Here is a 25451-nt window from a genome sequence, read left to right on the forward strand (position 1 = left end):
GCATGCTAAATCCTGAAAAGTTTTTAAAATCAATCAGAGCTCAAGGAGTTGAGTTTTCTACCGGAGTTCCTGACTCATTACTCAAAGATTTTTGCTCCGTTATCACAGATGAGGGAGCGGATATTATTGCAGCAAATGAGGGTGGAGCCATTGCACTCGCCATGGGACATCATCTGGCCACAGGCAAAATTCCATTGGTTTATATGCAAAATTCTGGCTTTGGAAATTGTGTTAACCCACTGACCTCACTAGCCGATCCGGATGTATATTCGATTCCGATGCTACTGTTAATTGGGTGGAGAGGCGAGCCCGGTGTGAAAGACGAACCTCAGCATGTGAAGCAGGGACGAATCTCAGAGGAACTATTGCAGACGATGGGTATTGATTATGCAGTGTTGTCTGATGATGAAAAAGGAGCTGAGGAGCAGCTAAAGGTTGCTTTCAACACGATGAACGTGACCAAAGCACCATTTGCTTTGCTGGTGAAAAAAGGTACGTTCGAAAAATATAAACTGCAAACGAAGGTTGAAAATCCATATACCATCAATCGGGAAGAAGTGATCGAGTGGATGCTCCGAAAAATGGAAGAAGAAGCAGTGGTTGTCTCTACCACTGGCAAATCTTCCAGGGAAGTATTTGAAATACGAGCCAAATATAATATGGGACATGGAAAAGATTTTCTTACTGTTGGAGGAATGGGCCATGCTTCTCAGATTGCACTTGGTATCGCGCTAAGCAAGAAAGATCGTCCGGTATACTGCCTTGATGGTGATGGCGCAACAATTATGCATATGGGGTCGGGAGCAATCATTGGAAATCAATCTGCTGCCAACTATAAACATATCCTGATCAATAATGGATGTCATGAATCGGTTGGTGGTCAGGCCACTGTAGGGTTTGCTATTGATTTTCAAAAAATAGCAGAAGCTTCCGGATATAAGCAAACCTGGATGGTGAAAGAAATGGCAGAACTTCCCGGTATTTGGGAGCAATTCCAAAATGCTGATGGCCCTGTATTGCTCGAGATACGAACAACAGAAGAGTCACGCGCTGATTTGGGTCGCCCAACAACAACGCCTGTCGAGAATAAAGAGGCTTTCATGAAAAACCTAAGCAACTAAAATGCTACACAGAAAGGAACTTGAGCGAAAAATACTTTTAAATCCAGGCCCGGCTACTACCTCTCAGCGAGTGAAGGAAGCACAACTGGTATCTGACATTTGTCCGAGAGAAAATGAATTCGGACAGGTGATGCACGACATCTGTGACGGAATTTTAAAAGTTGGCAATGGGCTGGAAACCCATAGAGTTTCATTGTTTGGAGCAAGTGGAACCGGAGCTATGGAAGCTTGTTTGGTGTCTGCGTTAGGAAAAAATGATCATGTTCTAATAGTCACTAATGGAGCTTATGGTATTCGAATGAAGGCCATTTGTGATGGGTATGGTTTAAAGAATTCATCTTTATTTGAATTTGGTGACTATCCTGATCCTTCTAAAATTAAAGAGGCACTATCTTCAGGAGGATACACACATCTTGCCATGGTGCATCATGAGACTTCCACCGGTATGATGGATCCATTGGAGGAGGTTGCAGAGATATGTAAGGAAACAGGTGTGAAATACATTGTGGATGCCATGAGCTCGTTTGGGGCATATCCGATTGATCTTGCCGCACTTGAGATTGATTATTTATTTTCAAGCTCAAACAAGTGTATTCATGGCATGGCTGGACTTTCGTTCGTGATCTTCCACAAAGACCGAACAGAGGAGCTAAAAGCTAATGGAACCGGTTTTTATTTCGATGTATACAAACAATGGGATAATCTACAGAAGAAGGATCAGCTGCGATTTACTCCTCCCGTACAAACAAGCTATGCATTTTTAGAGGCGATCAAAGAGCATGAGGAGGAAGGGTTAGATAATAGATGGAATAGGTATCAGGCGAACTGGCAAAAGCTTTATGATGGATTTACAGCGCTTGGTTTTACACCTTTTTTGCCTCTGGAGCAGGAATCTAAGATATTGCTTGCATTAAATCTTGATAAACCTGGCCTAGACTTCAATCATTTTCATGATTATCTATATGAGAATGGAATTACCATATATCCTGGCGTTATTCCTGAAAGCAAAACATTTCGAGTAGCTGTAATAGGTGATCTATATGAAGAGGACATGGACTATGTGATGGAAAAGGTTAAAGCCTATTTTAAATAGACTTCATTCACTTCCATAGACACCTCAGCCCAGTTGTATTTTTTTACTTCTTCAAGTCCATGCTTAGATAATTCTTCACGCTTTGATGAAGGAATTAGGTTTTCAATGCATTTAGCAAAGGCATCCAAATCACCCGGTTCAGCAAAGCCTTTCATCATGTCATTCGTAATTACGTTTTTGTAGCCCGAATTTGCATATCCAGCTATTGGAGTTCCCACCGCCATTGATTCCAAAAGCACGATACCAAAACTCTCTCCATATAGTGCTGGTGCCAGGTAAATATCAGATTCTTTTAGTAGTCGATATTTCTCTGCTTCACTGACAAAACCTACCATTTCGACATCAGTCAGTGTATAATCAGTAATGTATTGTTCCACCTCAGCTCTTCCATCGCCATCGCCAGCGATAATCAGTTTCATTTTGGGGTATCGTTCCTTTAGTTGATGAAATGCTCGTAGTGCATGCATTACTCCCTTGCGTGGCTCCAGTCTTCCCATAAAAAACATCTGGAAGAAATCATCATCTCTTTTACTTTCTTGAGGTGCTATTTGATGGATTTCATCCAGGTCGATCCCATTTGGAATGATATGTATGTTTCTTTTTGAAAATCGAGAGATATAACCAGACTGACTATTAGAAACAGAAATGATTTGATCTAAGAATGTAAAAATCCCACGTGCTACAGTTGGCATAATCCAATCCCCCACAAATTGGCTTTTAGGAGTGTCGTGAAAGGTGGCTATTTGTTTAGCCTTAGAGTGTTTCAGCACTTGAAAAGGAAGTAACGGATTCCAAATCGTATGATAGTGGATGATGTCAAAAACTTCACCGTTAAGAAAAGCCTTAAGCTGTTTCTTCTCATCGCCTAAAGCGATGTTTACATCTATTTTGGTTCCACCAATGTTGACAGAACGATTCTTGCCGAAGAAGTAAACATTTTTTTCCTCTACAGCATTGGCATTGATATTAGGTGCAATGATTTTAACCTGATGTCCTATTATTGTAAGATGTTTTGATAAACTCACAATGTGAGACTTAACACCTCCGGGGCGTGAAAAATCATATGGACAAACAAGTGCGATTTTCATTGAATTCAATCTTACGAAGTTGGGTGATTGTAGCTTTGTTTACTGCATTTCTTTTTGCAGGATTACAATCACAGGCTCAAAATAAATCATATCCATTCAAACCTGGTGAGAAACTGACCTACAACATGAAGTTTGGGTGGTTTAATATTGGGGAAGCAGTATTGTGGCTTGATCCGGAATTCCACTATCCAAATAAAAAACCACACTATAAGATTCAGTTCACTGTCACCACGGCTAGCTGGTTTAAGGTCTTTTCAAAGCTTAGTTTCTGCATGGAGTCACTCATTGAAGTAAATGACCTCAAGCCTTTGCGGTCTGACAGGGACATGGAAGGTAGGAATAAGATTGACATCCGCCATGACTATTTTACCTATGCTGATTCCATATCTATAAAAGCTTATATCGAAGATCTTGATGAGTGGAGGTACCATAGATTTCCACAAGGAAATGTGCCCATAAGAGATGCGCTAAGTACATACATGTGGCTAAGGAGTCGGGATCGATCTCAATTCAGTGACGAAATTGAAATGCGTACTTTTTTCACAAATGATCTTTACGAGTTTGTAATGCTTCCTGGAAAAAAGACAACACACAGGTATGAAGACCGGAAAGTAGGGGCGCTGGAATTTGGATTGGTGTTTCCTGAAGGTGAATTTTTTGATGAGGGCAAGACAGGGCTTGTGATTCTGAGTGATGATAGGAATCGATACCCTTTACGAATGGAAATCGACATGACAGTCGGATCTTTCGTTTTTGAATTGGATAAGGTTGAATACATTGATTGATCTTAACCTGTTAGCTTTGCCTTTCTAAACTTCTTCTTTTGGCAAAATCTTCGATTTTATTAGGTTCAAAGTTGTTCATGGAACGATTAGAGACTGTGGGTGACAAAGCAAAAGAGTCACTACTTGTACAAGCCATGACATTTGAAGGGGATGATGCAGGAAGTCGGCTAATTGAGGTCATGAAATCAAGTCCGGCTAAAGATAAGCGCCTGCTTATAGATAGTTATTCCAAGGTTGTGATTAATGATCACTTTGTATTCTCACTCAAGTACTTAAACGATGCTTCGTTTAGGAATGAGGTAAAAGCCACCAGGAAGCTGATAACAGATGCTGAACAAAGCGGAATAAGAGTCCAGTTTACCAATCCTGTAGGTATTCTGGGTCAGAAGTATCCCTTGCGTAATCATAAAAAAATGGTGGTTGTTGATGGAGAGGCCAGCTTTCTTGGCGGGATCAACTTCAGTGAGCACAACTTTGCCTGGCATGACATGATGGTAGAGTTGAATGACCCCAGATTGGGACAAGCACTAGTAGAAGATTTCAATAAAACCTGGGAGGGGATTAATCAGTCAAAATCTATAGAAACCAATGAAGGACAATTGTTCCTTTTTAACGGATCAAAAAGCAAAAAGCTCTACGAAGATTTTTTTAATCAAATCAGAGTAGCTCAAAAAAGCATCCAGGTTATTTCACCTTATATTTCTGAGCCCTTATTAGGGGTATTGCGATCGTGTGCTGCCAAGGGAGTAAAGATTACGATCATTTCTCCGCAAGAGAATAATAAGTCGATTTTCAAAAACATCATTTTATCGGAGCAGCAAAAGGGATATTTTGACTTAAAAGAGTATCCCGGCATGTCGCACATGAAAGCCATTTTGATGGATGATGAGAAGCTGATTTTTGGGAGTAGTAATTATGATTTAGTGAGCTATTATTTTGAGCAGGAGGTTGTTTTTGTATCAGAAGATCAGTTACTGATTGATGAATTTAAATCAAAGGTGATTGCAGAGGTGAAAGAGCAGGAGAGGTGTGATTCGTTTTCACCCGTAGCAACTAAGAAAGCTGCTTTTGTGATGAACTTGCTGAATAAAATTGGAGGTTTAGCCTCCAGAACTATTTTACGTCCCTATTAGTTAATTTTGCAGTTGATATGAAGGAACAAGATTTTACCTGGAGCGAAGAGAAAGAACCTCATTTTCAAAGGAGGAAAATGATAATGGAAGAATACCCTGAGGTGAAAAAGTTATTTGGGAGTGATCCTTCACTAGCTATTAAAACACTTCTGGTTTCATTTCTTCAGCTGGCAATTCCGATATTTTTCCTGCCAGAAAATCCATGGCTGTTTGGCTTGCTGGTTCTGCTGGTTGGTACCACACTTACACATATCATTGTTTTGGCAGTTCATGAAATCACACATGATCTTGCTTTTAAAAAGAAATCACACAACAATTGGTTAGCTATTGTTGTGAACTTTCCGTTGGTTGTGCCTTTCGCCATGGCATTTAAAGCCTATCACGCTAAACATCATTGGCATCAGGGAAAAGAAGGTGTTGACACAGACTTAGCTGTAAGTTGGGAGGCAAAGTTTTTCAGAGGCCCAATAGGTAAATTTATTTGGTTGATTATTCAGATTCCAATTTACGCTGTTCGCCCACTGTTTGTACACCCTATGGTGCCGGATAAATGGCAGATTCTTAATGCTATAGTTCAAGTTTCGGCTATGGTTGGTTTTTACTTTTTAGCTGGTTGGTCTGGTCTCTTATACCTTGCATTGTCAACTGTTTTGGCAACCGGGCTACATCCAATCTCAGGTCATTTCGTTGCTGAACACTTTATTTACAAGGAAGGTCAGGAGACATATTCTTATTATGGCTGGTGGAATAAGCTTATTTGGAATGTGGGTTACCACAACGAACACCATGATTTTCCAACTATACCAGGGTCAAAGTTGCCAAAACTTCGAAAAATAGCCGGAAAGCATTATGATAATCTTTATGCCCATAAAAGTTACTCGAAGGTGATCTGGCAGTTTCTGTTCGACAACAAAATCTCTTTATTCTCAAGAGTCAAAAGGAATAAATAATTCATGCTAGGATACTTGCGAAGGAGGTATAAACAACACCTCGATGAAGTACATTCCACCATTAAGCTTATAGATGTTGAAGAACGGTATGATATCTATTTTAGTCGATTCTATGGCTTGTATTTTGCGAAAATTGCCAGGTGGTTTAGGCTTACGCCCACTCACGTTTCATTAATAAGCCTCGTAATTGGTATTGCAGGAGGAGTGCTTTTTTATTTCCAGGATCAATTTTATCTGGTTTTGATTGGAAGCTTGTTGGTGATTTGGGCTGGCGTACTGGATAGTGCTGATGGGCAGCTCGCACGGATGACGGGTCAGTCATCAGAACTTGGGCGGCAGATAGATGGATTAATTGATAATCTGGTTTTTATTTCGTGCTACATAGGAGGAACATTGTATTTTATACCTGAATACGGGTATTGGATACTTATTTTAATGGTGGCCTCAGGAGTAGCACATAGCTATAAGGCAGGGCTTTATGAGTTTTATAAATCGGAATATATTTATTTGGTAGGAAAGTCTAAGGCGGGCTATATCCCTTTAACTAAGGATGAAATCAAGCCAACAGGAGATAAGTGGCATCATAAGGTTATGCACTACATCAACTTGGACTATACAGGTAAGCAGATTAGCTCTACCACCAGAACACCTGAAGAGCGAAAAAAAATGAGAGAACTAGCGGTGAATAATCCTAAAGAATTCGATCCGCTGTACGGAAAATTGAATTTTAAAATGCTATTTTGGTGGGCTTGGCTTGGAGGTAGCAACACCCACCGAAACACTTCGATTTTATTTGTCCTAATGGGTCGATTTGACTTGTTTTTAGCTTTAAGTTTAATCTGGACAGTAGGTTACTGGCCTCTGAACCTTAAGCAGAGGAAATACGATAAGGAATTACTAAGAAAGCTATCTAGTAATTAGGCTGCAGTTTTTTGCAGAACTACATTGATTGAGTCTTGAACCGTGTTCATTTCTCCGATCACATCATCATCGATCATAATATCAAACTTATCTTCGATATCTAAAACAATATCAACAATGTGAGCAGAATTGATCATCAAATCATTGATTAAATGCTTGTCTTCAGACACGTCATTAGCCATGATATCTTCAGGTAGATAAGGCTTAATAATATTTATTAGGTCGGTTTTTACTGTTTCTCTATTCATCATTCTTTGTATTTCCTTAAAACGAGCGCGCAATTTAAGTCACCGAAGGCAAAATTTGCCTTAATAACGGTGTTTACTTCCCTGCTTTGGCAACTCGTCGGGATACAACCCCCAAAAATTTCTGATAAAATTTCTGGATGAATATTTTCAACGTTTAGATTGGCATGAACAAAGTCTTTATGTAATTGTAAAACACTGGCAACTAATTCTACTGATCCGGCTCCAGCCACGGAATGTCCGATCATTGATTTCGGTGTGTTGATCAATGGGAAGTCTTCACCTGATCTGCCAAGTGCTTTCACCCAGTTTCTTATTTCTGCCGGATCACCTTTAGTGGAGGTAAGATGGCCGTTTATGAGATCAATTTCTTCTGGGGAAATACCTGCATTTTTTATAGCTCTGGTAATACAATCGATCACAGCATCCGGGTTGGCTGCTGTCATAGTCCCACCATTTCTCTGACCTCCGGAATTAACATGTCCTCCCAAAATCTCACCATATATTTTAGCTCCTCTGGCTTTAGCACATTCAAGGGTCTCTAGTACTAACGCACCTGAACCACCCGATGGCACAAAACCCGATGAAGAGTCGCTCATTGGCCTTGATCCGAATTCAGGATTGTCGTTTGAGTTGGAGCATAATACGCGCATGGCATCAAAACCGGCCCAGATATATCTCCCATCTCCTTCAGTGCTCCCGCATATCATGCGATCAGCTTTGCCACTCGATAAGTATTCATATCCCATTAGAACAGCTTCTGAACCTGTGATGCAGGCAGAAGAATTGGATTGTATTCTATTACCTAGTCCAAGAATGGAGTTGAGATACGCTGCAGCCCCGCTGTTCATGCACTCAGAGATTGTTCTGGATCCCAACTTTCTACTATCCCCCTTATCAATTGGATAAGCTGGAAAGTCACGGTTAATAAAGCTATCAAAACTCAAGTCGCCAGCACCGAAAATCATACCGGAATCAAAGTCTGTTCTAACCGTATTTGGTTCTAAACCTGCATCCTTCCATGCTTCCACACCCGACAGCAGGGCATATAAAATTCCCTTGTTAGTTATTTTTTCTGCCAGCATTCGAGGCAAATGATCGCCCAGGTTCACAGAATTGAGATCAGGAGCACCTCCAATTTGACATTTGAGATTTATTTTTTCCAGCTCTTCCAAATATTTGATTCCAGACTTCCCCTCTCTTAAGGCTTTTTCATAATTATCAACGCCAATCGCATTTGCAGCTGCGACTCCAAGTCCGGTTATTACAACTCTATGTTTCTCCAAAATTTACGCTTCTGATTTTACAACCATTCCTGCAAGCTCGCCCTTAGCCACCACCGTCCCATCGGTTTTTTTACAAGTGACCGTGCATTTGAGTTTGCCAAAGCGAAAATAGACTTTTTTTGATTCAACAATAAGTTTGTCTTCAGGCAAAACTTTAGATAGGAAGTCCACATTGGCGCTTGTAAACGCAGGCAACACTTTTGAATCTTCATTAAGATTCATGAGGTGCATTGCGAGCGTTACCAAACCAATTTGGCACATGATCTCTGTTAAAATCACACCCGGAACCACTGGGTTGCCCGGAAAATGACCTTCGAGGAAGAATTCATCTTTCCTGATTGTATAGGCTCCAATCGCTCCTTCTTCACTTAGAGATGTAATTTCATCAACAAATAAAAATGGTCGTTTGTACGGGAGAAGACTTAGTATGTTTTTGTAGTCGCTCATATTAAATGCTCACCACCATCCACATGAATAAGTGATCCGTTTATCCAATTAGCTTCTGGTTGTGAGAGCAGAAAAACGGTGTTAGCTACATCGTGCGGAGTGGTTAGCCTCCCATGTGGATTTCGGATTTTAGTTTGCTCAATCAGTTGTTCTGAACCAGGAATTAATCTAAGTGATGGCGTATCTGTCACTCCCGCTTGAATAATGTTAACCGTAATTCCTTTTGGGGCCAATTCAATTGCCAAGTACTTTGATAGTGTTTCCAATGTGGATTTTGCCAACGCTACAGCACCATACCCCTCCCAAAACTTATCATTTCCTTCTGATGTGAGTGTTAATATTTTACTTCCTTTTGTGATTAATTGTGCAGCAAGAAGTTCATTTATCCAAACCTGTAGGTTCGTGCCCATTGCTTCGATTGTAAGAGCAAGGTCTTGTGAAGTAAGTTTAGCTGAGTCAGAAATGAATGGCTTTAGATTACCTCTTGAAACCGCATGTAGTACCACATTGATTTGTTGCGGACCAGAATCTTTAATGGATTCAATACATTCAGTGATTTTTTCAGGATTGGTGGCGTCAATATTGTAATTGTTGATACTGACGCCATGTTTTTGACTTAGCTCGGAGCAAACTTCTTCAAGTGCTATTACACCTTGTTTCCGATCTCTATGAATGATAATAATGTTGCAACCATGAGCTGCTAACTTCCTTACGGAGGCAAGGCCAATACCACTGGAACCCCCGATAATCAATGCATACTTGCCTTTCATTTCCATTCGGTGAAACTACAAAACTCCTATTAGAATTGCTTAATAAAGCAGCTCCGCTTTATTTTTCCAATATCAATATCAAACTGACTCCAAGTGTTTAGGACATTCTTGTTGTCCTCAAGCATCGGCCCTGAGGCCATATACTTAATGCCTTTCTTCTTGTAAACCTTTTGAAGGTAATCAAAAATGAGCGCGTGAATTCCTAATTTTTGATACTCAGGCTTAACACAAATGAGAAATAAATCAGCAGTATCATTGGAAAAGAAAGCTTTTAATACATGAATGAAGCCGAAAGGGTATAAAGATCCCTTTGCCTTTTGGAATGCTTTTGATAAAGATGGAAAAGTAAGAGCAAACCCAACTACCTCTTCATTCTCATTAACTACAATGCAAACAAACTCTTTTCGAATGAATCCAAAGTATTGATCAACATAATAATCGATCTGCTTTTGTGTAAGAGAAACATAACCATATAAGCCTGAATACGCTTGATTGAGAACCTCAAAAACGCCAGAAGCATATTTCACCATCTCTTTGGTATTTTTGAAATCCTTCACTTTTACCTTGAATCGTTCTTGAATGATGCGAACGGCTCTATTGATTTTTTCTGGGTTTTTGGAGGGTGCTTTCCCTCTTAGCTCTACCCAGGTGGCGGCAATCTCCATGTTCCATGCCCGAAAATGATCAATGTAATAGGAGTAATTATAAATGGTCGCTTGTGTGGCAATTTGATCAAACCCTGATATTAAAGCTCCTTCGAAATCAAGGTCTGTAAAGCCCATTGGGCCATGGATGCCTTTGGCTCCTTTTGATTTAGCCCAGGACTTAGCTGTTTCTAGCAGGGTTTGTGAAACCTCTTTATCATCAATGAAGTCAATCCAACCGAACCGGGCTAATTTTTTTTCTTTAAGTTCTTTTTCAAGAATAATAGCGGCAATTCGGCCCACTATTTTCCCATCTTTTTCTACAACCCAGTATTTGGCTTCAGCATCATCAAAGGCCGGATTCTTTTCTCGTAGGAGCGTGCTCATTTCAAAATCAATGAGTGGAGTGACGTAGTAGGGATTTCCTTTATAAAGTTCAAAAGGAAATTTGATAAATTCCTTAAGTTCCTTCTTAGTGTTGATTTCCCTTATTTCGAGTGTCATTTAGATAAGGTTATTTTCCTGGTAATATCTCAGCGCATTTTCAAATCCTTCGCTCAATGAGATTTCGGGTTTTACAGAAGAATGTTTTAAATCGGTCGTGTGAAGATCCCAGTGTTGCGAGATTTCATCAAATTTCTCAAGTGTAATTCCGGGTCTTTTGTTAATTATTTTATGCCAAATATCGGAAGAACCCATTGAAAGTTTAGCCAACCATTTTGGGAGTGGAATTTTTCTAACCTTCTTGCCGAATAACTTTTGGAATATTTCAATGAAATCCTGATGGAGATATGTGTTTCCATCATTGTAGTGCAAGGGTCCCCTTTCTGATTGCATATCCTGAATCGTCATTCGAGCCAGATCAGCTCCATGAATCATGCTCATACGCTGATCATTGTCAGTGACAGGATATATTCCCATTTTAGCTCCTTTGAAAAGTGGTAGGAAGGCCTCATCGCCAGCTCCATAAATAGCTGTTGGACGGACTAACAAATAGTTCTTCATCCTTTCTTGAATGATCTGTTCCGCCTGTAATTTACTGTGTCCATAATGAGAAACAGGAGCTTTGGTGTTGGCCGGGCCATGTGCTGCGTACGATGAAGTATAAACGAAAACGCCGACTGGCTTTAGTAGCTCAGATTGCCTTAATGCATCGCAAATAGCAGTTGTAAGCCCAACGTTTACCGAATAGTATTCTTCAGCCTTGAGGCTGACTGTCATGCCAGCATTGTGAATAAAATAGTCTACATGACCAGATCTTTCTTTAATCTTTGAAAGTTGAGTAGCAATATCGCCTCTGTAGTCGATCGTCTCAATGTTGAGATTTTCATGATCTGGAAGTAGAGAAGTATTGGCTCCTGATCTTATTAGAGCATAAACCTCCATCTGCCGATGAAGGCACTCTTTCACTAAATAAGATCCTAAAAAACCATTGGCTCCAGTAATTGCTATTTTCAACTTAAGCCGCTTCAGTTTGTCGTTTTACATCGAGCTCGTTAGCCACTTTCAGGATTTTATCAATAGCGATATCAATTTGCTCAATGGTATGAGTAGCCATCAGTGAGAACCTAATCAAGGTGTCCGTTGGAGCAACCGCAGGTGCTACTACCGGATTTACAAATACACCTTCTTCGAAAAGGCGCATGGTCATTTTATAAGCCTTCTCATTATCTCTTATATAAATCGGAATGATTGGTGTTTCTGCATCGCCGGTATCAAATCCCAGCTCCTTCAATCGCTTTAGTGAGTAATTCGTGTTCTCCCACAGCTTAAGTCTCCTTGAGTCATCAGTGCTCATAATTTCAAGCGCGGCAATTGTCGCGGCTGTAGATGAAGGAGTCATGCTTGCACTGAATATCAGTGAACGTGCAACATGCCTGATGTATTGGATGGTTTCCTTATCACCTGCCACGAAACCTCCAAGCGAGGCTAATGACTTACTGAAGGTTCCACCGATCAACTCCACGTCATCATTCACTCCAAAATGATCTGGTGTGCCCCTTCCATGATCTCCTAGAACCCCTACAGCATGAGCACAGTCACTCATTACAGAGGCGTTATATTTTTTTGCAAGAGCCACTATTTCCGGAAGTTTTGCAATGTTCCCCTCCATACTAAAGATCCCATCTACAGCAATTATTCTGTGGTTTGCGTCTTGCAGGTTGGCTAGCTTCTTTTCAAGTGCCTGCATGTCATTGTGACGAAAAACAACAGTTGAAGCATCGCTTAATTTGGCTCCTTCATAAAGTGAAGCATGATTCAGTCGATCCAGGAGAAGCACATCTCCCTGTTTGGCTATGGTTGGGAGTACTCCAAGGTTTACCTGAAAACCGGTGCTAAAAACAAGGGCCTCTTCTTTATTGAGGAATTTCGCCAGGTTGTGCTCAAGCTGCTCATGCATATCTGTAGTCCCATTCAGGAAACGTGATCCGGAACAACTAGAGCCATATTTTCTGACAGCAGATTCAGCTGCTTCAATCACCTTAGGGTGGGTGGTTAGGCCTAAATAGCTATTGGATCCAAACATTAAAACATCCTTCCCATTTACCTTCACTTCAGTCTCTTGTTTGGACTGAAAAGTCCGGAAAAAGGCATAGTATCCGTTCTTTTTGGCGTCTTCCGCTAGCTTGAAGCTTGAATATCGTTCTCTCAGAAAATTCCCCATTCCGCAAAAATAGTTATATCACTTGGAAACATTTTCGTAACATTGAGATTTGAATCGAAAGCTTCATCATTTTTAATACGAAAATCATCTCATTTTGAATCTAGTCATACTTGCTGCTGGTAAAAATACCCGATTGGATACAGGCATACCAAAAAGTCTGGTCACTTTGAACGGAGAAACGTTGATGTCAAGACACATCAGGGTCTTTAAGAAACATGGAGTAAAAAAGTTTTGTATCATTAGTGGGTATGGGTCTGAGAAGCTGCAAGAAGCTTTACCCAAACTGAAAAAGACTCACGATGCAGACATAACCATTTTGCATAACGATCGGTTTGATTTAGAAAATGGATTTTCTGTTTTCAGAGCGAAGGAGTGGGTGGAGGAAAATGAAATGGGAGATTTTTTCCTCACGATGGGCGATCACATCTTCGACCCGGAATTTGTAGGTGAGTTTGTAAAGAAATCTGATGCGCTTGAAAATGTACTTCAATTGGCAGTAGATATGCCGGGAGAATCAAATAGCCACATAGATATTGACGATGTGACCAAAGTGCAGGTGGATGAAAATGGATTTATTGACTCAATTGGCAAGACCATTGAAAAGTACAATCGATACGACACGGGCTTGTTTAGACTAAAATCAGAAGTCTTTGATGTCTTCCAAAAATCATTTGATCAAAAAGAATACACCATCTCTGAGTCTGTATCGAAATTAATGGCTGGACGACAAGCAAAATCTGTACTTGTGGAGGGGTACACCTGGAATGATGTTGACAATCCAGATGACCTCCAAAGCACCATTAAGTTGATGGATCAGGATCGACTCTGATCTTGCTTTCTGATTACATCATAATTTGGTATACCCCAACCCAAAAGGGTGCCAAATTTGATTTTCGCCTTTCTCTTCAGGGTGAAAGGCGAACCTTGAACTTATTATCAATCGTAATAATCCAGTCCTAAGTTTGTGATTAAATCTTCACCCGCAAGGTGACGAAGCGTATTCTTTAGCTTCATCAACTGAACGAAGATGTCATGCTGTGGCTTCAATCCTTTCAATGCCTGAGGCGATTTTAGGTAGAATGACAGCCACTCCTGGATTCCTTTCATCTCCGCACGCTGAGCCAAATCAAGGAATAAAGCCAGATCAAGCACTAACGGTGCAGCAAGAATCGAATCCTTACAAAGGAAATCAACCTTGATTTGCATTTTGTAGCCCAACCAGCCTTTGATGTCGATGTTGTCCCATCCTTCTTTATCGTCTCCTCTTGGAGGATAGTAGTTGATTCTTACCTTGTGATAAAGATTTCCGTAAAGTTTTGGGTGTAATTCAGGTTCCAATACTTGCTCAAGCACGCCAAGTTTTGATACTTCTTTGGTTTTAAAGTTGTCAGGATCATCCAGCACTTCACCATCTCTGTTACCAAGGATGTTGGTTGAGAACCAACCGTCAATACCAAGCGATCTTGCTTTAAGACCAGGAGCAAGAATAGTCTTCATTAATGTTTGACCAGTCTTAAAATCTTTTCCAGCTATTGGTGTACCTGTTTGCTTCGCAAGTTCCACAAGACAGTCAACATCGCAGGAAAGGTTAGGTGCCCCGTTTGCGTATGGCACGCCCATCTTGATTGCAGCATATGCGTAGATCATACTTGGTGGAATGTCCGGGTGATTGTTTCTCAGCCCTTCTTCAAATTTCTCAATGGTTGAATGAACCTCACCTTCTTCAATATAGATCTCTGTAGATCCACACCATACCATTACCACCCGCTCGCAGTTATTTTCTTTTTTGAAATTCTTGATGTCTTCCATCAACATTTCAGCCAGCTCCATTTTGTTGACACCTTTTTTATAATAACTTCCTTCTAGTCGCTTCACGTAGTTTTTGTCAAACACCGCCTTCATTGGCTTGATTTGCTCAAGCTCATCTTTCAGATCATTAAGCAGGTCTTTATCCAGCACCTTGGCATGCATGGCAGCCTCGTAGGCATTGTCTTCGAATATATCCCAGCCACCAAGCGCAACATCTTCGAGTGCTGCCAATGGAACAAAATCCTTAATCAAAGGATTTCTATTCTCAGTCCGTTTGCCCAAACGAATAGTTCCCATTTGTGTGAGGGAGCCGATTGGTTCGGAAAGTCCTTTTCTGATACTTAGTACTCCAGCCATGAATGTAGTGGCTACTGCCCCCATTCCTGGTGTAAGTATTCCTAGTTTACCATTTGGCTTTTTAATTGCTGATTTATCTGACATGTGTTTGTTGTATTAAACTTGAAGTGTAAAACTATCTGTCATAAGAAGAGGCGACTATCCCCAAAAGTGCACAGAAATTTTGCGCAAAATAAATTAATCCGAAGCGGATAATCTTAACTTTCAGTAATTTGATTTTAAAATGAGTGTATTCGGCCCATTTTGTAACTTGATGAATTATGACTGCTGAGTTTATTAAACTATACCATGAGAACCCGGAAAGACGTAAAATTGAAGAAATAGCTGCTGTTCTTCGTAATGGAGGGATTATTATTTACCCAACAGATACAGTGTATGGTTTAGGGTGTGATATTTTTAATCAAAAAGCTATTGAGCGAATAAGAATAATAAAAGGAATTAAAGGGAAACACCTCAATCTTTCATTTATCTGCTATGATCTCAGTCACATCTCCGAGTACGTCAAACATCTCGACACGCCCACTTTTAAATTGATGAAAAAATCCCTACCAGGACCTTATACATTTATACTGGAATCCTCGTCCAAAGTGCCGAAAATCCTCAACGTAAAGAAGAAAACCGTAGGTATAAGGGTCCCGGATAATAATATTCCGAGAGAAATAGTTAAAGAGCTAGGGAATCCAATCATCACGACTTCCATTCATGATGATGAGATCCACGATCATGCGACTGATCCTGAACTGATTTACGATGAGTTTAAAAACCTGGTAGATGTTGTAATAGATGGAGGCTATGGTGAGGTGCACCCAAGTACAGTCATTGATTGTACTGGAGTTGATCCGGTGGTCGTTCGGGAGGGTATTGGAGATGTCAATATTATCGCATGAGCAAAATTATAATTGAGCCTCATTACCTGGGCAGCCTTGAGTATTATGCTTTACTTATGCAGTTTGAGGAGGTGTGTCTTGAAATAAATGATTCTTTCCCTAAACAAACGTATCGCAATCGGGCACATTTTTTAACAGCAAATAAAGTGCAGACACTGGTCATTCCGGTGCGATTTGAAAATGGGAGCCCCACAAAGGATGTGCAAATAGACCATTCACAACGATGGCTTAAGGACCACTGGGGAGCTTTTTATTCGGCTTATGGCAAAGCTCCGTTCTTTGAGTATTTCTCAGAAGATTTTAAAAACATCTGGGACAATAAAATCTCATCTCTGATCGAGTTAAATCTTGCATTTATGGAAATGGTATTTAAAGTTTTGCAGCGGAAGCCAACGATTACCTATACTGCAGGTTACGAAGCTCGTCCACACAATGATTTTAGAAATGTGGTCAATCCTAAGAAACCATTCTCTGATCGAAAAATTTACAGCCCATATCCATATCCACAGCTTTTTGGTGATACCTTTGTCCCAAACTTGAGCATTGTGGATTTGATTATGTGTGAAGGTCCCAATGCTGCACAAATTTTGATGAATTCATTCTACAGGGATTGATCAAACGGAACCAGTTTCCTAGCACCGGAAGTATTTCGACGAGATAATGAACAAATCTGAAACTGCTCACGTTTTTTCACCTACATTAAAGGATATTTTTTCGTATATCCTATATTTTTACTTAAAAGCGAAAGGCAAAACGCATGTCAAAAGAGGCAAAATTTTCAAATAGAGTCAAAGAAGTTATCTCACTCAGTAGAGAGGAGGCCCTTCGGTTAGGGCACGACTATATTGGCACAGAGCACCTCTTACTGGGGATGATCAGGGAGGGAGAAGGCGTGGCTGTAAGCGTAATGAAAAAGCTTGGCTTGTCCATGAAAGAATTACGATCGGCGATAGAGCAGGCTACTAAAGGAACAGCAACCAGCAATGTCAAAAACCTGGCAAATATTCCACTAACACGCCAGTCTGAAAAAGTATTGAAGATCACTTATCTGGAGGCGAAAATCTTCAAAAGTGCACTAATAGGAACAGAGCATTTATTGCTTTCTATACTTCGTGATGAAGATAATCTGGCAACTCAGATACTTGAGAAGTTTGAAGTAAACTATGATCTGGTAAAGGAGATGCTGGAATATCAAACAGAAAACCCTATGGCTTCTGCTGATACGGATGATCCAAACGATGAGGGTGATGAACTGTACTCTAGCAGCCCAAGAGGGTCGGGTAGATCAGCCTCTGGAAAAGAAAAAGGAAGCGAGAAGTCGAGAACACCAGTGCTCGATAATTTTGGTCGTGACCTGACAAAACTTGCTGAAGAAGATAAGCTTGACCCAATTATTGGTCGGGAGAAAGAAATCGAGCGTGTAGCTCAGGTTTTAAGTAGAAGAAAGAAAAACAATCCAATTCTTATTGGTGAACCAGGTGTAGGTAAAACGGCAATTGCTGAAGGCCTTGCACTTAGAATTTCTCAGAAAAAAGTGTCCCGAATTCTGTTTGGAAAACGTGTGGTTACACTTGATTTGGCTTCTTTAGTTGCTGGTACAAAATACCGGGGACAGTTCGAAGAGCGAATGAAAGCCGTAATGAATGAGATTGAAAAATCTCCTGAAGTAATCCTTTTCATCGATGAGCTTCATACAATTGTGGGAGCGGGTGGAGCTTCTGGCTCACTGGATGCATCTAATATGTTCAAGCCAGCCTTAGCAAGAGGAGAAATACAATGTATCGGAGCAACCACTTTAGATGAGTATCGACAATACATTGAAAAAGATGGTGCTTTAGCTCGGCGATTTCAGATGGTTATGGTAGATGCAACCACTCCCGAGGAGACGCATCAGATTCTAGATAACATCAAGGATAAGTACGAAAATCATCACCATGTAAACTATACTCCAGAAGCCGTTAAGGCATGTGTAACGCTTTCGGATAGATACATTTCAGATCGATTCCTGCCGGATAAGGCGATTGATGTTTTGGATGAGGCGGGAGCAAGAGTCCACATTAATAATATCAACGTACCAAAGATTATTACTGAGCTGGAAGATCAGATTGAGGACGTAAAGAAGGAGAAAAATAAGGTTGTAAAAAGCCAGAAGTACGAGGAAGCTGCACAGCTCAGAGATCGGGAGAAGAAATTAATTGCGCAGTTGGATGATGAGAAAGCTAGATGGGAGGAAGAGACCAGAACTAAGCGATATGAAGTTGGTGAAGACAATGTAGCCGATGTTATTGCGATGATGACAGGCATTCCGACCAAGCGAATTGCTGAAAATGAAAGTGCGAAGCTTCTCACGATGGGCAAAGAGCTTGAGGGAAAAGTGATTGGTCAGGCTGAAGCGATTAAAAAGCTAGCTAAGGCTATACAGCGAACAAGGGTTGGTTTAAAGGATCCGAAAAAGCCGATTGGTTCATTTGTATTCTTAGGACCAACTGGTGTTGGTAAAACAGAGATGGCAAAGGTGCTATCTACCTTCTTATTTGATAAAGAAGATTCGCTCATCAGAATAGATATGAGTGAGTATATGGAGAAATTCTCTGTTTCCAGATTAGTAGGAGCGCCTCCGGGCTATGTAGGATATGAAGAAGGAGGACAGCTGACGGAGAAAGTGCGTAGAAAACCATACAGCGTTGTATTGCTTGATGAAATTGAAAAAGCACATCCAGATGTATTCAATATCCTTCTTCAAGTATTAGATGATGGGGTACTTACCGATGGGCTTGGAAGAAAAGTTGATTTTAGAAATACACTGATTATCATGACTTCTAATATTGGAGTTCGTGATCTGAAAGATTTTGGTGCAGGTATTGGTTTTGCTACGCAAAGCAGAAAAGACAGCATGGATGACATCATGAAGTCAACCATCCAAAATGCGCTTAAGAAGACATTTAGTCCTGAGTTCTTGAATCGCCTAGATGATGTTATCATCTTCAACTCTCTTGAGAAAGAAGATATCTTCAAGATCATTGATATTACTCTTGGTAAGTTATTTGCAAGAATTACTGACCTGGGCTACTCCATTGAATTGACCAAGAAAGCAAAAGAATTTTTGGCAGATAAAGGGTTCGATCCGCAATATGGAGCTCGACCTCTTGCAAGGGCCATCCAGAAACATCTGGAAGATCCTGTTGCTGAAGAAATTTTGAAAGGCGATATAGAAGAAGGCGATACCTTGGTAGCCGACTGGGATGGGAAAAAAGAAGAGTTGAACATTAAGATTAAAAAGAAGAAAACTCCTAAGGCCGAAGGAAAAAAGGAGAAATAGAATAACCATATAGGGAGCCTTGCGCTCCCTTCTTTTTAAAAATTAGGTTTATAATGTAAACCATTTTATATTTGTTGCGTATTTATAGTAAAACCTATAAAATTATGAGTAACAAAGAATTATCAAAAGATGAGAGTTTGGCACTGATCACAGATATGATCTCACAGGCCAAACGGAATGTAGCTAAAGGAGGAAGCTTTTACTTTCTTCTTTGGGGATGGGTAGTAATGTTTGCCAACCTGGGACACTACCTGATAGCAAAATTTGATTGGTTGGATTACCCTTACATTGTTTGGACACTAACAATTCCAGCAGTAATTGCCTCGATTGTTTATGGAGCGAAAAAAAGTAAAGAAAAAGTGAAAAGCCATCTAGACAGACTTTATAGTCAAATCTGGCTGGCTGTCTTTATCGGAGTGATTATTATATTGTTTTTTATGGGTAACGTAAACTACAACGTGAATGCAATTATTCTAACCTTTGCAGGAATTGGAACCTTTATTAGTGGACGAGCATTACGGTTTCAACCATTAGTGGCAGGAGGGATAGCATTATGGATTTCAAGTATTGTAGCTTTCAACCTACACCCAATTGACCAATATTTGGTTGGAGCAGTCGGTATTCTAGCGGGTTATTTAATACCAGGTTACCTATTGAGAAAGGCAGAAAAATGAGTTTCGCACAATTAGACCCTTTATTACATTCCCAACTTAGACTTGCAGTGATGTCACTGTTGATTGGGGTTGATTCTGCAGAGTTTGTCTTTATAAAAGAAAAAACCGGAGCTACTGCAGGGAATCTAAGTGTGCAGTTGGATAAACTATCTAACGCAGGTTATATCAGTGTAACCAAGTCCTTTAAAGGCAAGAAGCCATTAACAACCTGTAGTATAACAAAGGTAGGAATCAAAGCTTTTGAAGACTATGTGAATAATCTAAAACAATACATCGAATAAATTTTTTTAAACATGTGGTTTATAAAGTAAACTACTTTAACTATTATAAATTATGAAAAATCTTTTAACACTATTTATGCTAATGATGGCCGGGCTGTCTTTGGCGCAGACTTCTAGTCAAATGCAATATGCAGCCTATTTAAAGGCAAGCAAAACGATGTGGGAACGAAGTATCATATTGGCTGAAAAGGAAAGCGGTGAAAAGAGTTTTGAAAAGGCAGTAGCTATGTATGGACTGCTAAACAATACTATGGCGACACAAGACGAGGATACGTTTGATGAGAATGTTGGTCAAACGGTTGACCTGCTGAAGGAAATCATTGAGCGTGATCCTGATAACGGTGAGCCGAAGGCAGTTCTTTCATCTGTGTATGGTTTGATTATGGCGTATAGTCCAATGAAGGGAATGCTGTACGGCATGAAAAGCGGATCTCTGATGGATGAGGCCGTTAGACAAAGTCCACAATCTCCACTTGTACAAAAACTCCATGGAGGCTCTAAACTTTATACTCCTGAGATGTTTGGCGGAGATGCTGAAAAAGCAGCAGAAGCTTTCAACAACTCCCTTGAATTATTTGAAAATTCAGGTGTAAGTGAAAGTTGGTTGCATACTGACACGTTCATGGGACTGGCGATGGCTTATCGAAAACTAGGTAAAAATGCGGAAGCAAAAGAAACACTTAAAAAGGCTGTGACAATGGAGCCTGAATTTCAGTGGGCAAAAGCAGTTTTAGCTGAAATGGATAAATCATGAAATTATACTTCTTCATACTCTTTTTTGTATTTGGTGCGTCTGCCATTTTCTCCCAACAAATAATTGAGGGTAAAGTGGTAGATGCTTCAAATGGAGAGGGATTAATTGGCGCGCATGTTTATCTTTTGAAGAATTGGCGTAAAGGAGGAATCACTGATGTTGATGGGAAATTTTCTATTGAAATGACAGAAAATGAGTTAGCTGATTCATTAATTGTTTCCTACATAGGTTTTGAAGAAGTCCTTGTTCCGGTTTCATCAGCTTTGATAATCGAGCTGCAGCCCATTGAAATGGAAGGTGAAACAGTCGTTGTAACAGCAAAGCCATTGATCGCCGAGGAGTTTAAGTATATGGAAATCAAAAAAATAGATATCTATACAAACCCAGCAGCAAAAGCAGACCCCATTTTAGCTGTAAACTCCTTGCCATCATCCACAACCACTGATGAATCAGCTAATATCAGCTTGCGAGGTAGCAGTCCGCTTGAGACAGGTGTGTTTATGAATAACGTGCCCATTTATGATGCCGTGCGCTATTCTCAACTCAATGGAATAGGAACATTCAGTATTTTCAATACTTCAATCATTCAGAATGTTACTGTATTTCCTGGAAACCCTCCGCTTGAGTTTGGTAATGCCACTTCCGGGATTATTGCTATGGAAACTGACGAACGTGTACTTGATGGTAATGCCAACTCTGCAATCCTAAGCCTGGCTAATGTTGGAATCTCAAGGGAGCAAAAACTAAATGAAAAGCAAAGCCTCAAACTTTTTACTAATTGGCAGCCTAGCGCACCTATCAAGATGTTAAATGAAGAGGCTCTAAGAGATATTAAGTCATTTACTTCGAATGACTTTGGAGGTTACTGGTATGGATCAGGAGAATCGTTGGCCTGGAAAGTCTTGAGCTATTCCGTAAAAGAAGCATATCAGTTTAGATTTAAGCACCCAAGCTTTCAAGGGATTTTTGATCAGAGAAAGGTACGAAGTTTCTTAATCTCTTCGATAGAAAAGCCAGTAGGTGGTGGGTCTCTTAGCCTCAATAATGGTCTTAGCTACAGCAATGGAGATTATGGATTCTCAAACGTTGCATTTAATGTGCAAAAGAAAGATTTGTTTTTGGGAGCTAATTACTTGATTTCAAATAAATTATTCAGTCTAAAAACTGGTCTCAGCTATGATTATAGAATGTCGGCCGTTGATGGAAATTTTCATGAGTATTATTATGCACTTGGCCCTAATCATCCGACTATTGAACTCATAGATGAAGCAGAAGTTAAGGTATTTGAAAGCTATGGATACTTTAAGTACTTCTTTTCAGATAAGATTGCATTTGGAACAGGGGTTAGAAAAAATATTCCAACCGAAAAAGGTGACTCATACATTAGCAGCCAGGCAAATGTGGCTTATACCGATAACTTGTGGACCATAACGATAGGTGGTGGGAAATATCATAAGAGGGGCCTGGTTGAAAATACGGGCGAACCTTTCTCAGCGGAAAGTAGCCAAAAAACCATTGATATAAAGCGTGAAGATAAAGGGACTGCAATCGCTTTAAGTTTATTTGATAAAGCAGGCTTCATAAATAGTAGTGCATATGAAGCCAGAGGAGCTGAATTGTATGCTAGTCATCGCTTTTCAGGTAAACTAAATGCTTCAGCATCAATCACTCTATTAGATGCTACAAGCGAATCTGAAGCATACACTTATGATTTATCATATTTTATCAGGGGCAATGTTGCATATTCTCCCGGGCGATTTTGGACGATTGAATCAACGATTGTGGCGAGAGAGGGTACGACTTTTCAAGCACTTAGTACGAGTGTTTATCAAAGTGATTTAGATGTATATGAGCCAATATATGGATCTGAAAATCCAAGACTCCCATATTATTCCAATGTTGGATTGTCAGTAAGCAAAATATTCACACTTTCAGAAAAGATGAATATCATCACTTTTGCGAGCTTGAGCAATATATTCGATCGGAAGAATGTTAGAAGCTACACCTACAACTTTGACTATAGCGAAAGAGATTCAAACTTCTATTCCAGGAGGACTGGGTATGTAGGTGCAGTTATTAATTTCTAGTATCCACCCCAGTATTTTCTTAAAAACCATTCGGTTGAAAATAGCATGAAAATGATAAGGTACCACCACCAGGCTTTGTATAGTGGAATTAGCTCTTCTTCACTTCGGATTTTTGCTTTGAATTCTTTTTCCTCAATGATCCTAGGGAGCTGATCCAGTTCATTTAGGTGGACAAAAGAGCCACCGGTTTTTTGAGCTAGATTTTTAAGCAGTTGATGGTCGGCCGTCAGGTTGAGAAATTCGGGATTGATATTTTGAACAGAAAATTCTCCACGATCTGTCAGGGTTTTATCTCCCACTTTCACTTGCGCAGTGTACTGATAAATGCCAGATGGGAAGGTTGGTGCCCTGAATGTGCTGTTATATTCCGAGTCAGTAAAATTGAAATTTTCAGACACATTTTCTTCGGAAGTGATAGAAATACTTATCTCATTATTATAAATACGCTCATAGATATCATTGTAAACCTCTACATCAAAATGTGGTGGTTCTGCATCCGTCAGATTTCGCTTCCGTATTGTGAATCGAAATTGTTTTTTATCGTTCTTGACTGAAAGAAACTGGACTGTTTTGGTAATGAGATTATCAAATTGATTCGAATTATCATTGATGGCCGCTTCTTGCAACTTCCATTGCCAAATATTTTGCCCAACAAGTACAGCACTTTTTGTAGCACCATCATCATATATAGCCATTAGAGGCTTTTGGGTGGTGACGCTACCAAGCTTTTGGTACATCAATATTTCTGTAGGTCCAGTAATCGTGTATTCTCCAAAAGGAACCTGGATCGGAGGGTATTCTTCAAAAGCAGAAACATCTTCTATTTTAAACTTGCTAAAATTTTGATTAAATGAACCTACAACTTTGTCAGGCTGTGAACCCCTTCGCTCTATCTTCAAATAAGGCAGACTTTTGTTAGATGAGGTGACGGAACTTTCATTACTCAGGATGTACCATTTACCGGGGTTTTCTTTGGGTGAATAGCTGATTCCTGATGTAAACGCTCCATGAAAAATCACAACATCATAGATTTCATTGGGTTTTTCATCATGTATCTCAGGTATATAGAGATCGGTTTGATAATTTCCTGTGGAAGCAAGTGTGTTTCTAATCGCTTTGATATCAGGATGGGGAGAATTTGCTACAATCAGCACGCGCTGACGCGCATCAATAACCTCCATAAATATGTTTGACCTGTTATTCTCAGTTGTGGATTCCTCAGGATTTTCAGGTATGGTTGCCACAAGATGTCTGAGACCTTCATTTTCTGATTTCAAAACAAATTCCACTTCTTGAATACTGCTTCGAAGGCGAATGGATTTTTCCCCAATTAACTGTCCCTTTTCCCTGAGTTCAACATTTACCAACTTGTTATCGTACCCTTCCTGACTGATTTCAAGTCGAATGGGTGTTTCATTGCCTTTGTAAGTGATTTTATTGTAAAGCGTTCGGCTAATGCTAATGTCTTTAGGTGGAATACTATCACCTAAACCAACTGTGAAAAAAGGAGAAATGTGATTTTTGTATACCGGAGAACTGCCTCTGTTATAAATACCGTCTGAGGCCAGAACTATCCCAGCCAAATGCTGGTTTTCAGTTGCTTCCTCCACCTTTTTGATCAGATTAGAAAGGTTTGAGGTTGAAACATTAAAAGAATCTGAATCATTGAATGTGATCATCAAAGGTTCCAATCCTTGATTTTGTAAAGCTTCTTTCAGATTTTGAAATGAGCGGGTAAGGTTGGCTGCTCCAGCACCACGAGCTACTACCGACTGTGAGTTGTCCAATGCAATGGCTACCACTGGCTTGTCCACATAATTGGTTATTTGACGCAAGGATGGTGTAAGGAAAAGAAGTAATAGGGACGTGATAGCTAAAAACCGAACTGTGGCAAGTGCCCAATTTTGGGTTGCGTTCCACGGGACATCTTTTTTGGAATATAGAAAATATGATAGTGCAGCTGCTACGACAAGGATGAGCAAAATCCACCATCCGGAATAATCAATTTGCAGAAAACTTTTATCCATTAAAATCCTGTCTATTCATGCACCCTAAAATCACCACTTTTGATCTAAAGATGAAAACTAATTCAAAAGAACCATACGGACCGGAAATATTAAGGATACTCTTTTCTG

General features: G+C 40.0%; 24 protein-coding genes. 14 read left to right on the plus strand and 10 right to left on the minus strand.

The features are described 5' to 3' along the window. Positions 1–2 precede the first annotated feature (2 nt). Both aepY and CHB71_RS03880 read left to right on the plus strand, forming a co-directional pair. Positions 3–1121, plus strand: coding sequence for a phosphonopyruvate decarboxylase (gene aepY, locus CHB71_RS03875; RefSeq protein WP_089355556.1), 1119 nt, complete (start codon positions 3–5; stop codon positions 1119–1121). A 1-nt stretch (position 1122) separates the two neighbouring features. Next, positions 1123–2214, plus strand: a complete 1092-nt coding sequence (locus tag CHB71_RS03880) for a 2-aminoethylphosphonate aminotransferase (RefSeq protein WP_089355557.1) — start codon at positions 1123–1125, stop codon at positions 2212–2214. Here CHB71_RS03880 and CHB71_RS03885 read toward each other — a convergent pair. Then, positions 2202–3302 carry a glycosyltransferase family 4 protein gene (locus CHB71_RS03885; RefSeq protein ID WP_089355558.1) on the minus strand — a complete coding sequence of 367 codons (1101 nt, stop codon included), beginning with the start codon at positions 3300–3302 and terminating at the stop codon, positions 2202–2204. The two genes, CHB71_RS03880 and CHB71_RS03885, sit on opposite strands and share 13 nt — an antisense overlap. Here CHB71_RS03885 and CHB71_RS03890 point away from each other — a divergent pair. The 4 genes from CHB71_RS03890 (at position 3302) to CHB71_RS03905 (ending at position 7091) form a co-directional block, all read left to right on the plus strand. Further along, positions 3302–4087 carry a DUF3108 domain-containing protein gene (locus CHB71_RS03890; RefSeq protein WP_179213294.1) on the plus strand — a complete coding sequence of 262 codons (786 nt, stop codon included), beginning with the start codon at positions 3302–3304 and terminating at the stop codon, positions 4085–4087. The genes CHB71_RS03885 and CHB71_RS03890 overlap by 1 nt on opposite strands. Before the next feature lie 77 nt (positions 4088–4164). Continuing rightward, positions 4165–5220, plus strand: a complete 1056-nt coding sequence (locus CHB71_RS03895) for a phospholipase D-like domain-containing protein (protein WP_089355560.1) — start codon at positions 4165–4167, stop codon at positions 5218–5220. A gap of 17 nt (positions 5221–5237) precedes the next feature. Then, positions 5238–6170, plus strand: a complete 933-nt coding sequence (locus CHB71_RS03900; RefSeq protein WP_089355618.1) for a fatty acid desaturase — start codon at positions 5238–5240, stop codon at positions 6168–6170. A 3-nt stretch (positions 6171–6173) separates the two neighbouring features. Further along, positions 6174–7091, plus strand: a complete 918-nt coding sequence (locus CHB71_RS03905) for a CDP-alcohol phosphatidyltransferase family protein (protein ID WP_089355561.1) — start codon at positions 6174–6176, stop codon at positions 7089–7091. On the opposite strand, the gene CHB71_RS03910 is transcribed toward CHB71_RS03905, so the two are convergent. From CHB71_RS03910 to CHB71_RS03940, 7 genes are read right to left on the minus strand one after another with little or no spacing between them, the layout of a single operon-like run. Continuing rightward, complete coding sequence (locus CHB71_RS03910) at positions 7088–7342, minus strand: acyl carrier protein (protein ID WP_221406664.1); 255 nt, start codon at positions 7340–7342, stop codon at positions 7088–7090. The two genes, CHB71_RS03905 and CHB71_RS03910, sit on opposite strands and share 4 nt — an antisense overlap. Further along, on the minus strand, positions 7339–8622 hold the full coding sequence (locus CHB71_RS03915; protein ID WP_089355562.1) for a beta-ketoacyl-[acyl-carrier-protein] synthase family protein: 1284 nt from the start codon (positions 8620–8622) through the stop codon (positions 7339–7341). The genes CHB71_RS03910 and CHB71_RS03915 overlap by 4 nt, the downstream gene beginning before the upstream one ends. Positions 8623–8625: 3 nt before the next feature. Continuing rightward, positions 8626–9069, minus strand: a complete 444-nt coding sequence (locus CHB71_RS03920; RefSeq protein WP_089355563.1) for a 3-hydroxyacyl-ACP dehydratase FabZ family protein — start codon at positions 9067–9069, stop codon at positions 8626–8628. After that, positions 9066–9845: an SDR family oxidoreductase gene (locus CHB71_RS03925; protein WP_089355564.1), complete on the minus strand. Its 780-nt coding sequence runs from the start codon at positions 9843–9845 to the stop codon at positions 9066–9068. The genes CHB71_RS03920 and CHB71_RS03925 overlap by 4 nt, the downstream gene beginning before the upstream one ends. A 23-nt stretch (positions 9846–9868) precedes the next feature. After that, positions 9869–10987 carry a GNAT family N-acetyltransferase gene (locus CHB71_RS03930; protein ID WP_089355565.1) on the minus strand — a complete coding sequence of 373 codons (1119 nt, stop codon included), beginning with the start codon at positions 10985–10987 and terminating at the stop codon, positions 9869–9871. Next, a complete protein-coding gene (locus CHB71_RS03935; protein WP_179213295.1) occupies positions 10988–11941 on the minus strand; it encodes an NAD-dependent epimerase/dehydratase family protein in 954 nt (317 codons plus the stop codon). It lies immediately after the preceding gene. A 1-nt stretch (position 11942) separates the two neighbouring features. Next, positions 11943–13148, minus strand: coding sequence for an aminotransferase class I/II-fold pyridoxal phosphate-dependent enzyme (locus CHB71_RS03940; RefSeq protein ID WP_089355567.1), 1206 nt, complete (start codon positions 13146–13148; stop codon positions 11943–11945). 94 nt (positions 13149–13242) lie between these two features. On the opposite strand from CHB71_RS03940, the gene CHB71_RS03945 reads away from it, so the two are divergent. Next, positions 13243–13977 carry a phosphocholine cytidylyltransferase family protein gene (locus CHB71_RS03945; RefSeq protein WP_179213296.1) on the plus strand — a complete coding sequence of 245 codons (735 nt, stop codon included), beginning with the start codon at positions 13243–13245 and terminating at the stop codon, positions 13975–13977. A 107-nt stretch (positions 13978–14084) separates the two neighbouring features. Here CHB71_RS03945 and CHB71_RS03950 read toward each other — a convergent pair whose 3' ends face one another. Next, on the minus strand, positions 14085–15398 hold the full coding sequence (locus tag CHB71_RS03950) for an inositol-3-phosphate synthase (RefSeq protein WP_089355569.1): 1314 nt from the start codon (positions 15396–15398) through the stop codon (positions 14085–14087). 176 nt (positions 15399–15574) lie between these two features. On the opposite strand from CHB71_RS03950, the gene CHB71_RS03955 reads away from it, so the two are divergent. From CHB71_RS03955 to CHB71_RS03985, 7 genes are all read left to right on the plus strand, one after another. Continuing rightward, positions 15575–16201, plus strand: a complete 627-nt coding sequence (locus CHB71_RS03955; RefSeq protein ID WP_089355570.1) for an L-threonylcarbamoyladenylate synthase — start codon at positions 15575–15577, stop codon at positions 16199–16201. Next, positions 16198–16815: a WbqC family protein gene (locus CHB71_RS03960; protein ID WP_089355571.1), complete on the plus strand. Its 618-nt coding sequence runs from the start codon at positions 16198–16200 to the stop codon at positions 16813–16815. The genes CHB71_RS03955 and CHB71_RS03960 overlap by 4 nt, the downstream gene beginning before the upstream one ends. Before the next feature lie 143 nt (positions 16816–16958). Then, entirely contained in the window at positions 16959–19520 is a 2562-nt protein-coding gene (locus CHB71_RS03965; protein ID WP_089355572.1) for an ATP-dependent Clp protease ATP-binding subunit, read from the plus strand. Positions 19521–19624: 104 nt separating this feature from the next. After that, entirely contained in the window at positions 19625–20194 is a 570-nt protein-coding gene (locus tag CHB71_RS03970; protein WP_089355573.1) for a hypothetical protein, read from the plus strand. Further along, entirely contained in the window at positions 20191–20475 is a 285-nt protein-coding gene (locus tag CHB71_RS03975) for a winged helix-turn-helix domain-containing protein (RefSeq protein ID WP_089355574.1), read from the plus strand. The genes CHB71_RS03970 and CHB71_RS03975 overlap by 4 nt, the downstream gene beginning before the upstream one ends. A 52-nt stretch (positions 20476–20527) precedes the next feature. Then, positions 20528–21229: a tetratricopeptide repeat protein gene (locus CHB71_RS03980; RefSeq protein WP_089355575.1), complete on the plus strand. Its 702-nt coding sequence runs from the start codon at positions 20528–20530 to the stop codon at positions 21227–21229. Continuing rightward, positions 21226–23316 (plus strand): carboxypeptidase-like regulatory domain-containing protein, encoded by a 2091-nt coding sequence (locus tag CHB71_RS03985; protein WP_089355576.1) that lies wholly within the window; start codon positions 21226–21228, stop codon positions 23314–23316. The genes CHB71_RS03980 and CHB71_RS03985 overlap by 4 nt, the downstream gene beginning before the upstream one ends. On the opposite strand, the gene CHB71_RS03990 is transcribed toward CHB71_RS03985, so the two are convergent. Then, complete coding sequence (locus CHB71_RS03990) at positions 23313–25343, minus strand: hypothetical protein (RefSeq protein WP_089355577.1); 2031 nt, start codon at positions 25341–25343, stop codon at positions 23313–23315. The two genes, CHB71_RS03985 and CHB71_RS03990, sit on opposite strands and share 4 nt — an antisense overlap. Positions 25344–25451: the final 108 nt, after the last annotated feature.

Source organism: Ekhidna lutea, assembly GCF_900188325.1.
GTDB lineage: Bacteria > Bacteroidota > Bacteroidia > Cytophagales > Cyclobacteriaceae > Ekhidna > Ekhidna lutea.

Coding starts and splice junctions, on each gene's coding strand:
- aepY (WP_089355556.1), top strand. CDS start 3: ATGCTAAATCCTGAAAAGTTTTTAAAATCAATCAGAGCTCAAGGAGTT.
- CHB71_RS03940 (WP_089355567.1), bottom strand. CDS start 13,148: ATGGGGAATTTTCTGAGAGAACGATATTCAAGCTTCAAGCTAGCGGAA.
- CHB71_RS03930 (WP_089355565.1), bottom strand. CDS start 10,987: ATGACACTCGAAATAAGGGAAATCAACACTAAGAAGGAACTTAAGGAA.
- CHB71_RS03950 (WP_089355569.1), bottom strand. CDS start 15,398: ATGTCAGATAAATCAGCAATTAAAAAGCCAAATGGTAAACTAGGAATA.
- CHB71_RS03960 (WP_089355571.1), top strand. CDS start 16,198: ATGAGCAAAATTATAATTGAGCCTCATTACCTGGGCAGCCTTGAGTAT.
- CHB71_RS03885 (WP_089355558.1), bottom strand. CDS start 3,302: ATGAAAATCGCACTTGTTTGTCCATATGATTTTTCACGCCCCGGAGGT.
- CHB71_RS03910 (WP_221406664.1), bottom strand. CDS start 7,342: ATGATGAATAGAGAAACAGTAAAAACCGACCTAATAAATATTATTAAG.
- CHB71_RS03965 (WP_089355572.1), top strand. CDS start 16,959: ATGTCAAAAGAGGCAAAATTTTCAAATAGAGTCAAAGAAGTTATCTCA.
- CHB71_RS03925 (WP_089355564.1), bottom strand. CDS start 9,845: ATGGAAATGAAAGGCAAGTATGCATTGATTATCGGGGGTTCCAGTGGT.
- CHB71_RS03920 (WP_089355563.1), bottom strand. CDS start 9,069: ATGAGCGACTACAAAAACATACTAAGTCTTCTCCCGTACAAACGACCA.
- CHB71_RS03955 (WP_089355570.1), top strand. CDS start 15,575: ATGACTGCTGAGTTTATTAAACTATACCATGAGAACCCGGAAAGACGT.
- CHB71_RS03905 (WP_089355561.1), top strand. CDS start 6,174: ATGCTAGGATACTTGCGAAGGAGGTATAAACAACACCTCGATGAAGTA.
- CHB71_RS03970 (WP_089355573.1), top strand. CDS start 19,625: ATGAGTAACAAAGAATTATCAAAAGATGAGAGTTTGGCACTGATCACA.
- CHB71_RS03990 (WP_089355577.1), bottom strand. CDS start 25,343: ATGGATAAAAGTTTTCTGCAAATTGATTATTCCGGATGGTGGATTTTG.
- CHB71_RS03975 (WP_089355574.1), top strand. CDS start 20,191: ATGAGTTTCGCACAATTAGACCCTTTATTACATTCCCAACTTAGACTT.
- CHB71_RS03895 (WP_089355560.1), top strand. CDS start 4,165: ATGGAACGATTAGAGACTGTGGGTGACAAAGCAAAAGAGTCACTACTT.
- CHB71_RS03880 (WP_089355557.1), top strand. CDS start 1,123: ATGCTACACAGAAAGGAACTTGAGCGAAAAATACTTTTAAATCCAGGC.
- CHB71_RS03900 (WP_089355618.1), top strand. CDS start 5,238: ATGAAGGAACAAGATTTTACCTGGAGCGAAGAGAAAGAACCTCATTTT.
- CHB71_RS03980 (WP_089355575.1), top strand. CDS start 20,528: ATGAAAAATCTTTTAACACTATTTATGCTAATGATGGCCGGGCTGTCT.
- CHB71_RS03985 (WP_089355576.1), top strand. CDS start 21,226: ATGAAATTATACTTCTTCATACTCTTTTTTGTATTTGGTGCGTCTGCC.